Below are 13,155 nucleotides of genomic sequence, written 5' to 3' on the forward strand. Positions count from 1 at the left end.
AATTCAGGAGGGGTATTATGAATTATACTGAAGCTATTAACTATATAAAGGATACTGCTAAGTTTGGAAGTAAACTAGGCTTGGAAAGAACAGAAAAGATACTAGAACTCCTTGGAGATCCACATAAGAAGATTAAAGCTATTCATGTGGCAGGAACTAATGGTAAAGGTTCAACCACAGCTATGATTACAAAGATATTAATACATAGTGGGTACAAAGTAGGATGCTATATATCTCCTTATATTGAAGAGTTTGAAGAGCGTATTCAGATAAATAATAAGAATATTCCCAAGGAAGATTTAGCTAGGATAGTTACAGAAGTTTCAATGGCCGTTAAAGAAGTAACTACTTTAGGTTATGGTAACCCTACTGAGTTTGAGATAATAACTTGTGCAGGATTTTTATATTTTCATAAAATGAAGGCTGATTTTGTTGTTGTAGAGGTAGGACTTGGAGGAAGACTAGACTCTACTAATGTTATAGAACCAATTTTATCTATAGTTGGATCTGTAAGCTATGATCATATGAATATTTTAGGAAATACCTTAGAGGAAATTGCTTATGAAAAGGGTGGAATTATTAAAAATAATACTCCAGTAGTTTTATATCCACAGGAAGATAAAGTCACTAAAGTCATAGAGAACATTTGTAAAGAAAAAAATTCACCACTTATAAAAGTGAAAAGAGAAAATGCATCTTTAGTTAAAGTAGGAGAGTATAAGGGAAATACAGTGGTTCAAAATTTAAACATTATAACAGAAAGAGACAGTTATAATGTTAAATTATCTCTTTTAGGAACTTATCAGGTTCAAAATTGTAATGTTGTTATAAATGTTTGTGAAGCTTTAATAGATCTTGGAGTTAATATTACAAAGGAAAGTATAACAAATGGTTTATCTCAAGTTAAATGGCCAGGTAGATTAGAAATTATGAGAATAAATCCTTTAGTGGTAATTGATGGTGCTCATAATATTGATGGTATAAGGAAGTTAACTGAAAGTATAGATATTTATTTTAAGTATAGAAAACTAGTGTTAATAATAGGAATTTTAGCAGATAAGCAAGTAGATGAAATGATAAGTATAATATGTCCTAAAGCAGAAAAAATTATAGCTGTAACTCCTCATAGTGAGAGAGCTGAGCTATGTGAAGATTTAAAGGAGAAGATTAATATTTGCAATAAAGAGTGTGAAGCTATTATGGATTATGAAGAAGCATACGTTAAAGCACTTTCCTATTGTGATGAGGATACTTTACTAGTCATATCTGGTTCTCTTTATATGGTGGGAGATATGAGGAAGATAATAAGAAATCATAATTAATTTTAAATATAATATATTTATGGTGTAACAAATTTTTCGTAGCATAATGGAAGGTTCCTTCATAGTATAATGTGAGGAGGGATTCCAATGAGGTACTTATATATTTGTAATACAACTCAAGATAGCATTAACAAAATTGGTATAGAGAAGTTTGCATTAGAAGATGTTATAAAGTTAGAAGGAGTTAATGAAAATAAAGTAGGTCCTCATGGATTATGTATACAAGGGGATCAATTATTCACTTCAAATTGTTACGATGGTTCAGTGTCTATAGTTAATTTGAAGGATTTAAAATCCTATAGCTATTATTTAGGAAGAAACTGTAGAGATATTTGTGCCTTGGGAAATCATTTATATATTATTTGCGGAGACTCAAATAATGTTGTAACTTTTGATTTGAATAAAAAAGAAATAATAGAGATTATTCCTTGTGGAGACTCTCCACATAGTATTGACTGTTGTAATCACAGCAATGAAATAGTTGTAGCCAATAATGGTGACGATACAATTACAGTATTTGATTCGTTATATGGTAGTGACATTAAAAACATAAAGGTAGGGCAAGCACCAACAAAAGCGTTATTTACTTTAAATGGGGATTATATTCTTGTTTGTGAAAGTAGTGCAGGTAGTTTGGATAAGGGGTGTGTAAGTGTTATATCAAGCAGAAATCATAAAGTAATACATAGATTATCAGTGGGAAATTGTCCTTTTGATATGTATTGCGATGAAAAGTATTGCTATGTATCTAACTATGGTGATGGAACTATATCCATTATTGATATTGTAAATTTTATAAATGTAAAGAGTATAAGAATTGGTGGTATGCCTAGAGGAATAATTTGCGATGAAAGGTATATTTACGTAGGAGATAGCTACAATGATTTGATAATGAGGATTAATAAAAATGATAATCATGAAAAATTAATCATCCCATTAAAGGGCCAGCCTACAGGGATGATTATAGATTAAAATATTTATGAAAATACTAAGGGTAGATTTATAATGAGCTTAATAAAAATTACTCAGTTAAAACTTTAATAATCTTAGTGTATAAGTCAGAGGGGTTAGCTTTCCATTTGGAACATAACTCTCTGGCTTGTTTATTTGATGCCACTGTTACCTTAATTTCCATGAGAGGGATATTATTTTCAGAAGCACCTAGGCTAACTACATAACTATTGGAATTTTCAATGGTGTAATCAGCTGAAATTGTAGCCTCTTTTTTTATTAGATTCATTTTCCCATCTATATAAGAATTTAATTTACTTAAACTATCCTTAGATAATCTATTTTTAAATAAAGATAGGACTTCTTTACCTTTACTTGATATTACTAATCTATCTTTATCTTTATAATTAATTTTATTTATTAGTTGAGACGAGATTAAATCATCTATATATTCTTGCAGTGTAAAATAATTTATAAAATTATTTTCAAGGACAATTTCTGTAAGTTGTATGTTTGATATAGGTAAATCAACTTTATCTATTATATGCAACAGTAGAAGCTTGTTTTCTGCTAAGTTCAAAGAATTATCAAACATAAAGTAACCTCCTTTAAACCATGTACTTTTATACATATTTATTATATTAAATTATAACACATATTTATTAAATATGAATTAAGTTTACATGATATAGTATAGCATATAATAACTGATTATGAATATAATTTTATAGAAAGTATGTTTATAAGTAAAGGAGGAATATGGATAGATCTAATAGAATTAAGATAAAAATAACAACTTATTTAGCATTGTTAATATTAATAGTGTGTATAAGTATTATGGGACGTGTATTTTATAAGGAGACCTTTATTCCAACAGATAGAAAGGTACCTATTTATTCAGTAGACACAAAAGAAAAGAAAATGGCTATAACCTTTGATGTTAATTGGGGTGATGATAAAACTAATGAAATTCTAGATGTTCTCGATAAATATAATGTAAAGGCCACATTTTATATTATCGGATTATGGTGTGATGATTATCCAGACAAAGTAATAGAAATTTCAAAGAGAGGACATGAAATAGGAAATCATTCTAATAAACATCCTGATTATACCAATCTGACAAAGGAGAGTATAATTAAGGATTTAGAAATAGCTAATGCTAAAATATTAAATTTGACTGGAGAAATGCCTAAAACGTTTAGATTTCCATCAGGCTCATATAATGATGATTCAGTAGAAGCTATACAAAGTACAGGGTTAAAGGCAATACAGTGGGATGTTGATAGTGTTGACTGGAAGGCTAATGGAGCAGATATAGAATATGAAAGAATAGTATCAAAGGCAAGGGAAGGCTCTATACTACTATTTCATAATGATGGAAAGTACACCACAGAAAATTTGCCGAAAATAATTGAAAAATACCAAGCTATGGGTTATGAATTTATTACAGTGTCTAACTTAATATATAGTGATAATTATTATCTAGATCATTCAGGGAAACAAATACTAAATGAAAACTGACAAAATTATTGCATATTTTAATTATAAGACTAAAAAATGTGAATTTTTGAAAATTAAATGTTGTAAAATTTAGACAATTATTCTATAATTAATTCACGGGGGTAATGTAAATAGAACTATAAGAAAAATATTTGATTTTTACTATAAATAGTTATATTTTTATTTTTTATGAATATAAATTATAGTAAATTTTACTAAAAAACCAAGGGAAAGAGGGGTTACCATGGATAATAATATTTTTAATAACAAAATTTACTTAGAGGGAAAAGTTATCTCAGATTTAGAGTTTAGCCATGAAATGTATGGAGAGGGATTTTACAATTTTGAATTTGAGGTTTCAAGACTTAGTGATACTTCTGACATATTAGTAATTACAGTATCAGAAAGATTAATTGCAGGAATTGATGTAAGTATTGGAAGTGAGCTTGTAATAGATGGACAGCTTAGATCCTATAACAAGTTTGTAGATGGTGCCAATAGACTTATATTAACTGTATTTGCAAGAGATATTCGCCAACTTGAGGAAAGAGGAAAAAATCCAAATCAAATTTTCTTAGATGGATATATTTGCAAGGCACCCGTTTACAGAACAACACCATTTGGCAGAGAAATAGCAGATATGTTATTAGCTGTTAATAGATTGTACAATAAATCAGATTACATTCCTACTATCGCTTGGGGAAGGAACTCTAGATTTTGTAAGAGTTTAGAAGTAGGGGATAACATTAGAATTTGGGGAAGATTACAAAGTAGGGAATATCAAAAGAAAGTTTCAGATACAGAAGTAGTTAAAAAAATTGCCTATGAAGTTTCAATCTCTAAAATGGAAAGAGTTACTGACGAAAATAGAGATAATGTAACTATTATAGGAAAAGTGGACAATGATCCATCTACAGATGAGAGTAACAATATACAAGAAACAAATTTAAATGATAATGAAGAGAAAGAAGTTATTTAATGAGATAAATCAACCCAAAAGCTATCATGAANNTTCATGATAGCTTTTGGGTTGTTATTTTATAATTTATTATTTTCTTAAATCAGCTAAGATTTCAGTTTTACTCTTAGTTTTATCATCTACATGTTTAATTATTTTAGCTGGAGAGCCAGCTACAACTACATTTTCAGGTACATCTGTTGTAACGATAGCACCAGCAGCTACTACTGAATGATTTCCTATTTTTACACCTTCTAAGATTACTGCATTAGCTCCTATAAGTACATGGTCACCAATTTCACATGGAGACTTGCTAGGTGGTTCTAAAACTCCAGCAACTACTGCTCCAGCTCCAAGGTGGACCCCTTTACCAAGCTTTCCTCTAGCACCTACAACAGCATTCATATCTACCATGGTTTCATCACCGATTTCAGCACCTATGTTGATAACAGCACCCATCATAATAACAGCATTATTTCCAATAGAAACTCTATCACGGATTATTGCACCTGGCTCAATTCTAGCATTTATACTTCTTGTATCAAGCATAGGTATAGCTGAGTTTCTTCTATCAGATTCAAGCCTGTAGTTATGTATTTTTTCTTTATTTGCATCTAAAAAATTATTTATATCAGCGCTATCGCCAAATAAAACATAAAAGCTGCCTTCGCCAAAACAGTCTACATTTTCAAAGTTACAATCCTTTAGATCACCTTTAACATAAGCTTTCACAGGGGTTGATTTCTTTGACTCCTTTATAAATCTAGCAATTTCATATGGATCAGTAAAGTTATATTCCATACCTCTAACTCCTTTCGACAAGTAATATATATTCATTTATATATTATCCTAAAAACTCAACAATAATTATAAATAAATAAGATATTTTTGAATATAATACTTAGTATATTTAATTTATCAATATAGTATATCTATAGTTATATCATAAAAATCATATATAATGGAATATTTTATTTGTAAATGATATAATAAAATTAAAAAAGTAGACCTAGGAGGTAAATATATGGGAAACTTAAACAAAGGATATATTCAAATATATACTGGAAACGGAAAAGGAAAAACTACAGCAGCGGTGGGGCTTGCAACTAGAGCTGCTGGAAATAAATATAGAGTATGTATGGTTCAGTTTTTAAAAAGTGATGCAACAGGAGAATTAGAGTCAGCTAAACTTATGGCTCCATATTTTACTATTCATAGATTTGAAAGACCTAGAGGATTTTTTTGGACATTAAATGATCAAGAAAAGTTAGAGCTAAAAGAGGATATTCAAGAAGCGTATAAGTTTTGTATAAAACAGTTGGAAGAAGGAAATTGTGATATATTGATAATGGATGAAATAATGGGAACTTTATCTAATGGGTTAATTACAGAAGAACAATTAATAGAATTGATAGATAAAAAACCAGATGATGTAGAACTTATAATGACAGGTAGAAATGTGCCAGAATCAATAATGCAAAGAGCTAATTTAGTTACTGAAATGAAAGATCTTAAACACTACTTTAATGAAGGGGTTCCAGCAAGAAGAGGAATAGAATTCTAAGGAGTATAAGGTATAAATTATGAGGTTGTCAAGTAATATAGACAATATAGAAATATCAGGAATAAGGAAATTTTATAATAAGGTCGCTAAGATAGAAGGTGCTATATCACTAACTCTAGGTGAGCCAGATTTTAAAATACCTGGGGAAATAAAAGAGGCTATGAAAAAGTCCCTTGATGAAGATAGGACTACTTATACACCTAATGCTGGGATAGAAGAGTTAAGAGAAGAAATTTCTAAGTATCTAAATTCTTTAAATATAAGTTTCTCCAGTAAAGAAATATGTGTAACTGTAGGAGGAAGTGAAGGATTATTATCTACTTTTACTGGAATATTAAATCCAGGAGATAAAGTTCTAATACCTTCCATTGCATATCCTGCCTATGAAAATTGTGTTAAGATTCTTGGTGGAGAGGTAATAAATTATAATATTAAGGAAGATTTATCTTTAGATATGGAGCAATTGGAGAGAGTTATAGAGAAAGAGTGTCCTAAGGTGATGGTAGTATCTTATCCATCAAATCCTACAGGACAACTTTTGACCAAGGATCAATGTGATAGATTATTTAATATATTAAAAGATAAAGATATATTAATTGTAAGTGATGAAATTTATAGCTCTATTGTATTTGGAGAATTTAACTCTATATCACAGTATGGAAAGTTAAAAGATAAACTTATACTTATAGGTGGATTTTCAAAAATGTTTTCCATGACAGGAATTAGAATAGGATATGTATGTGCAGCGGAATGGATATTAAATAGCATAATAAAGGTTCATCAATACAATGTGTCATGTGCACCGTCTATTGGTCAATATGGAGCTTTAGAAGGACTTAAGAAGTCTATGTACCATATGGAACATATAAAATCAGAATTAAAGATAAGAAGGGATTATGTCTATGATAGACTAGTTTCTATGGGGCTTGAAGTTATAAGACCACAGGGAGCATTTTATATATTTCCGTGTATAAAATCCTTTGGATTTAGTAGTGAAGATTTTTGTGATAAGCTACTTGAGGATACTAAGGTAGCCGTAGTACCAGGAACTGCATTTGGAAAAGGTGGAGAAGGGTATGTTAGAATTTCTTATTGCTACAGCATGGAAAATTTAAAATTATCTTTAGATTTAATGGAACAGTGGTTAAATCAGATAAAGCTTAACTAAGGGTTAAATATAAAAGATAAGTAAATATTAAATAAAAGTGTTATGAAAATATAGATTTCATAACACTTTTTATTTGAACTAAATTTGATTTACTATTTAACTACATCGTCCATAGAATATATGCCTTTTGGTTTGTTATGAACATACTCACAAGCCTTTAAAGCGCCTACAGCGAATACTTCTCTTGAAATAGCAGAGTGTTTAATTTCAATTACTTCACCCATACCAGCAAATATAACTTCATGGTCACCTATAATATTTCCACCACGGATTGCATGAATTCCTATTTCCTTGTGTTCTCTTTTAGAGATTCCTTCTCTACCATAGTTGAAGGTTGTTTCTTCTTCTATAGAGTCCTTTATAGTATTTGCAAGAAGTAGTGCAGTACCACTTGGAGCATCTACCTTTTGATTGTGATGTTTTTCTATTATCTCAATATCAAAATCTGTATATAGTTTATTGCTAATAGATTTTAATAAATTATTTATTATATTAATTCCTATAGACATATTAGCGGAATAGAACACAGGAATTGAATTTTGTAGATTTTTAATATGAACTATTTGTTCTTCCGTATAGCCAGTAGTGCAAAATACTACTGGTAATGAGTGAGCTAAAGCATATTTTGATATAGAGTCTAAACTTGAAGGTCTTGAGAAGTCCAGAATTACATCTACTTCTTCTGTTACTTTATCTATGGAATCATAAATAGAGTAATTAAAATTAGATTCTGTATTCATATCTACTCCAGCTTGAATATTTAGTGTTTCAGAAGTAGAAGCTACCTTTGAAATCATATGACCCATTTTTCCGTTACATCCAACTAATAAAATCTTTACCATGTATAGTCTCCTTTATAATAAGTAGTAGTTTTTTAGAGCTTCTTTCAAAGTCTCTAAATTATTATCATCCATATCAACTAATGGAAGTCTTAAGTTTCCAACACTTCTACCCATAAGATTTAAGGCAGTTTTTATAGGAATAGGGTTTGTTTCACAGAAACATGCATTAGTTAAAGGGATTGTTTTTAAAAATAACTCTTGAGCTGCTTTTATTTCTCCATTAAAGAATAATTCACATATATTATGAACATCTTTAGGTACAATATTTGCAATAACTGATATTATACCAAGTCCGCCTATAGCAAGAGTTGGTATAATTTCATTATCATTCCCAGAATATATATCTAATTTATCTCCACAGAGATATTTTATTTCTGCAATTTGGCTTATATTTCCACTAGCTTCCTTTACAGCAACAATATTATCTAGCTGACAAAGTTCATGGAGAGCCTTTGGTGAAATATTCATGCCAGTTCTAGATGGTACATTATATACTACTATAGGAGTATTAACAGCTTCAGCAATAGTTTTAAAATGAGCAATTAAGCCTTTTACTGAAGTCTTATTGTAGTAAGGGTTAATTACTAAAAGTCCATCTACACCAACAGACTCAGCGTAGATGCTCATTTTAACAGAAGCCATGGTGTTATTACTACCAGTACCAGCTATAACAGGGATTCTCTTATTAACTGTATCTACAGTGAATTTTATAGTTTCTTTTCTCTCAGCCTCTGTCATAGTAGATGCTTCTCCAGTTGTACCACATACTATGATAGCGTCAGTTCCATTTTCAATATGCCATTCTAATAATTCTTTTAATTTAGGAAAGTCTACACCGTCTTTGCTAAATGGAGTTACAATTGCAACACCAGAACCTTTAAAAATACTCATATATACACCTCTTAAATCATTATATTTATTTTATTAAATTTTCTTTTATAAAAACTTCTGCAATTTGTACTGCATTAAGGGCAGCACCTTTTCTAATATTATCAGCAACAACCCATAGGTTAACACCATTATCAACACTAAAATCACGTCTGATTCTTCCAATATAAACGTCATCCTGACCTTCTATATCTACAGGCATAGGATAAATATTATTTTTTATATCATCCATTACAGTAATTCCAGGTAAAGTTTTAAATAAGTCGAAAATATCATCCAATTCAAAAGTATTTTCAAATTCTACGTTAATACTTTCGCTATGACCATGGAATACAGGTACCCTTACTGTGGTAGCAGTAACTTTAATTTGATCATTATGAAGAATTTTATGGGTTTCATTTATCATCTTCATTTCTTCCTTTGTATAACCATTATCTAAGAATACATCAATTTGAGGTATTACATTATAGGCTATAGGATATTGAAATTTCTTAGGAGGAACATTAGATACTCCATCCTTTAGATCATTAAACCCTTGAACTCCAGCACCGGATACAGCTTGATAAGTTGAGTATACAACTCTTTTTATTCCATATTTAATATCAAGAGGTTTAAGAGCAACCATTGCTTGAATAGTAGAACAGTTAGGATTAGCAATAATACCATTATGCCATTTAATATCTTCACCATTAACCTCAGGAACTACCAGAGGAACTCTAGGATCCATTCTCCATGCACTACTATTATCTATAACCACGGTATTGTGTTCTGCGAATATAGGAGCAAATTCTAAGCTGACATCTCCACCAGCTGAAAAAAGAGCTAAATCAATTTTTTTGTTAATTATATTTTCTTTCTTAAGTTCTTCTACCAATATATCTTTTCCATTAAAGTGTATAGTAGTTCCAGCAGACCTGGCAGATGAAAAAAGATATAAATCCTCTATGGGAAAATTTCTTTCAGCTAAAATATTTATGAATTGTCTTCCCACCATTCCAGTAGCCCCGACTATAGCAACATTGTATTTCAAAAATACCACCTCACTTAACTTATATTTATAATACATTATATAACTTAAGTAGATAAAGTTATATAACTTTATTAAATTTATATATAAAATTTTTATTATAGCAGAGATATATACCAAAGATGTCAACGGAAGTAAAAGCATAATACAATGTATGTAGATATTATTAAGCCCAGATTGTTAAGGGGAAGATGAAAGTAAGGAAGTGTTAGGTCAATTTAAAGAGTAGATAATAAGATTTTAGATATAAATGAATCATATTAAAAATCCGCAAGATAATATTTTAAATAAAAAGATGCATTTGTTTAAATATGTAAAAATATGAAGGTGTATAGAAGATTTAATAATATGAATTTAAAATATTATCTAATATTTTGTTGCAATTTGTAATCTTAAGAACAAATTATGTATTAAAATAGTTTGACAACTTACAGAACCCTGTGTTAATATTATAAAAAATGAATTTATTATTATTTTTATTTTCATACTTTTAACAATTATAACTACTAAAATACATAACCACATATTAACTATGAAATATGTATGAATGATTAAAATACTGAGAGTTAATTTCTTAGTGTTGCTTTTGAAAAGTAAGTGGCTTTGATATTGTGGCAATTGTCAAAATATTTGAAAGGAACTAACTATTTAAATAAATCATTTTTGCTAATTTCACAATAGCATCTTAAGTGTGTTTTAGTAATGTTAAAGGAATGAAGCCTTACTAGATTTTATTATTAGTGTGGGAGGTGTTAGTAAGGGGAAATAATGCATTACATTTTAAAAGTTGATATGAGGCAAAAAAAGAATAAAAAAGTGCTAAAGTTTTATAATATCATAATACATAATGTTGCAAATTATAAAACAACGACTTTGTATACGATATCATTAATAAGCTTAGCGGTGTCTTAAATATTTACATTTCATTTATAGGAGTCTATAGGAGAGATGTAATTTCTAATAATGTCTCATTGTGCTTAAGGTAGAAAAAGGTTAATGTTGGGGGAAATGCAGTAGATGGGGATTTTATTGCATATTTTTACTTAAAAATGGAGGGATGACGATGTTTAAATTTACTCTAAAAAGATTTGGATATATGTTATTGACATTATTCATTGCATCATCAATAACATTTATGCTTATCCATGCTATGCCTGGAGATCCACTTGCGGTTGCAGCAAGAAAGCTTCCAGAGCAAATAAAAGCTAACTACTATGCTAAATATGGATTAAATAAGCCACTTTTAACTCAATATGGATTATTCGTTAAGAATGCTGTCAAAGGAGATTTAGGACAATCTCTAGCATCTCCGGGAAGAGATATTACAGAGACTATTATGAAACATGCACCTATTTCAGCACGAATTGGAGGACAAGGTCTTATACTGGGAGTTACAATAGGTATCTTATTAGGTATTGTAGCTGCATTTAAAAGAGGAAAATGGCCAGATTATTTAGTAATGTTCATAGCCATAGTTGGTATATCTGTACCAAGTTTTGTTGTAGCATCACTACTACAATTCTTCTTCACAGTTAAATTAACATGGTTGCCAACAACAGGGTGGGGCGAGTTTAAGCATACTATATTACCTACCATAGCATTAAGTTTAGCTCCTATAGCTACATATGCAAGATATATGAGAGCTAACTGTTTGGATGTTATTGGACAAGATTATATAATAACAGCTAAGGCTAAAGGGGTTTCTAATGTTAGTTTAGTATTTAAACATGTTATAAGGAATGCTATTTTACCAGCTATTACCCTTCTAGGACCACAAGTTGCTGGTATATTTACAGGTTCCTTCGTAGTTGAAAGTATATTTTCAATACCGGGACTTGGACAATATTTCGTATCAGCAATTACTGATAGAGATTATACTATGATAATGGGACAATCAATATTTGTATCAGCATTATTTATAGTTGCATTATTCTTAGTTGATATAATCTATGGATTAGTTGACCCAAGAATAAGAGTATCAAGCGGAAAGCGTTAGGAGGGATAAGTATGGCAGAATTTTCAAAAGAAAAATTTCAAATTATAGGTTGTGATAACCTAGATTCAGAGGGAATACTTAGACCTAGTATGACCTACTGGCAAGATGCATGGAGAAGACTTAAAAAGAATAAAGTTGCGATGCTTTCGTTGGTGTTATTAGGAATAATTACATTGATGACAATAATAGGACCTATGATAAGTAATTTTGAATATCAAGCTACAAATAATGATATGTTAAACTTAAAACCAAACGCAACATATTGGTTTGGAACAGATAGTTTAGGTAGAGATTTGTTTACAAGAGTTTGGATAGGTGGTAGAATATCTATCGCTATAGGGTTAATTGGAGCTGTTATCGACACTGTTGTAGGAACAATCTACGGTGGTATAGCTGGATATCTTGGTGGAATTGCTGATGATATCATGATGAGAATACTAGAAATTTTAGTAAGTATTCCATACCTAGTTTTAGTTATACTTATCAGGGTTATTATGGATGGTGGTAGTATGATACCACTTATTATAGCTATGACCATTACAGGATGGTGTTATATGGCTAGACTTGTAAGGGGACAACTTTTACAAATTAAAGAACAAGAATACGTACTTGCTGCAAAAGCACTGGGAGCAAATGCTTCAAGAGTAATAGCAAAACACTTAGTACCAAATACTTTAGGTGTTATGATTGTTGCTATAACATTCGATATACCATCATTTATATTTGCAGAAGCTTTCTTAAGTTTCTTAGGAATAGGTGTTCAATCACCAATGACAAGTTGGGGAGCTCTTGCAGCAGCAGGACAACAGACTATAATGTTCTACGCTTATCAATTAATTTTCCCTGCCTTAGCGATTTCGTTAACAATGTTATCTTTTAATTTATTAGGTGATGGTTTAAGAGACGCACTAGATCCTAAATTACGTCAATAAGGGG

At 30.1% G+C, this 13,155-nt stretch carries 13 protein-coding genes; 8 read left to right on the forward strand and 5 right to left on the reverse strand.

The window, feature by feature from the left end:
- Positions 1-17: 17 nt before the first annotated feature.
- Together B3086_RS16640 and B3086_RS16645 are read left to right on the forward strand one after the other, a co-directional pair.
- A complete protein-coding gene (locus B3086_RS16640) occupies positions 18-1,322 on the forward strand; it encodes a folylpolyglutamate synthase/dihydrofolate synthase family protein (protein WP_346848574.1) in 1,305 nt (434 codons plus the stop codon).
- An 87-nt stretch (positions 1,323-1,409) separates the two neighbouring features.
- Positions 1,410-2,294 carry a YncE family protein gene (locus tag B3086_RS16645; protein WP_346848575.1) on the forward strand — a complete coding sequence of 295 codons (885 nt, stop codon included), beginning with the start codon at positions 1,410-1,412 and terminating at the stop codon, positions 2,292-2,294.
- 49 nt (positions 2,295-2,343) lie between these two features.
- On the opposite strand, the gene B3086_RS16650 is transcribed toward B3086_RS16645, so the two are convergent.
- Positions 2,344-2,868: a DUF4364 family protein gene (locus B3086_RS16650; RefSeq protein WP_035133078.1), complete on the reverse strand. Its 525-nt coding sequence runs from the start codon at positions 2,866-2,868 to the stop codon at positions 2,344-2,346.
- Positions 2,869-3,032: 164 nt separating this feature from the next.
- Between B3086_RS16650 and pdaB the strand changes: the two genes are divergently transcribed.
- Together pdaB and B3086_RS16660 are read left to right on the forward strand one after the other, a co-directional pair.
- A complete protein-coding gene (gene pdaB, locus B3086_RS16655; protein ID WP_346848576.1) occupies positions 3,033-3,797 on the forward strand; it encodes a polysaccharide deacetylase family sporulation protein PdaB in 765 nt (254 codons plus the stop codon).
- 223 nt (positions 3,798-4,020) lie between these two features.
- The gene (locus B3086_RS16660) at positions 4,021-4,755 is read left to right on the forward strand and encodes a single-stranded DNA-binding protein (RefSeq protein WP_150846033.1); all 735 of its coding nucleotides are present in this window, start codon (positions 4,021-4,023) and stop codon (positions 4,753-4,755) included.
- 69 nt (positions 4,756-4,824) lie between these two features.
- Here B3086_RS16660 and dapD read toward each other — a convergent pair whose 3' ends face one another.
- Complete coding sequence (dapD, locus tag B3086_RS16665; protein ID WP_150846032.1) at positions 4,825-5,535, reverse strand: 2,3,4,5-tetrahydropyridine-2,6-dicarboxylate N-acetyltransferase; 711 nt, start codon at positions 5,533-5,535, stop codon at positions 4,825-4,827.
- A 223-nt stretch (positions 5,536-5,758) separates the two neighbouring features.
- Between dapD and B3086_RS16670 the strand changes: the two genes are divergently transcribed.
- Both B3086_RS16670 and B3086_RS16675 read left to right on the forward strand, forming a co-directional pair.
- Positions 5,759-6,298, forward strand: coding sequence for a cob(I)yrinic acid a,c-diamide adenosyltransferase (locus tag B3086_RS16670; protein ID WP_035133066.1), 540 nt, complete (start codon positions 5,759-5,761; stop codon positions 6,296-6,298).
- Positions 6,299-6,317: 19 nt separating this feature from the next.
- Positions 6,318-7,466: a pyridoxal phosphate-dependent aminotransferase gene (locus tag B3086_RS16675; RefSeq protein WP_346848577.1), complete on the forward strand. Its 1,149-nt coding sequence runs from the start codon at positions 6,318-6,320 to the stop codon at positions 7,464-7,466.
- Positions 7,467-7,558: 92 nt separating this feature from the next.
- On the opposite strand, the gene dapB is transcribed toward B3086_RS16675, so the two are convergent.
- From dapB to B3086_RS16690, 3 genes are read right to left on the reverse strand one after another with little or no spacing between them, the layout of a single operon-like run.
- A complete protein-coding gene (gene dapB / locus B3086_RS16680; protein ID WP_346848578.1) occupies positions 7,559-8,308 on the reverse strand; it encodes a 4-hydroxy-tetrahydrodipicolinate reductase in 750 nt (249 codons plus the stop codon).
- 12 nt (positions 8,309-8,320) lie between these two features.
- Positions 8,321-9,199: a 4-hydroxy-tetrahydrodipicolinate synthase gene (dapA, locus tag B3086_RS16685; protein ID WP_346848579.1), complete on the reverse strand. Its 879-nt coding sequence runs from the start codon at positions 9,197-9,199 to the stop codon at positions 8,321-8,323.
- A gap of 25 nt (positions 9,200-9,224) precedes the next feature.
- Complete coding sequence (locus B3086_RS16690) at positions 9,225-10,226, reverse strand: aspartate-semialdehyde dehydrogenase (RefSeq protein ID WP_346848580.1); 1,002 nt, start codon at positions 10,224-10,226, stop codon at positions 9,225-9,227.
- Positions 10,227-11,286: 1,060 nt separating this feature from the next.
- On the opposite strand from B3086_RS16690, the gene B3086_RS16695 reads away from it, so the two are divergent.
- The gene (locus tag B3086_RS16695; RefSeq protein ID WP_346848581.1) at positions 11,287-12,219 is read left to right on the forward strand and encodes an ABC transporter permease; all 933 of its coding nucleotides are present in this window, start codon (positions 11,287-11,289) and stop codon (positions 12,217-12,219) included.
- A gap of 11 nt (positions 12,220-12,230) precedes the next feature.
- Positions 12,231-13,151, forward strand: a complete 921-nt coding sequence (locus tag B3086_RS16700; RefSeq protein ID WP_346848582.1) for an ABC transporter permease — start codon at positions 12,231-12,233, stop codon at positions 13,149-13,151.
- Positions 13,152-13,155: the final 4 nt, after the last annotated feature.

It is taken from the genome of Clostridium sp. UBA871, assembly GCF_002295255.1.
GTDB classification, from domain to species: Bacteria; Bacillota; Clostridia; order Clostridiales; family Clostridiaceae; genus Clostridium_J; species Clostridium_J sulfidigenes.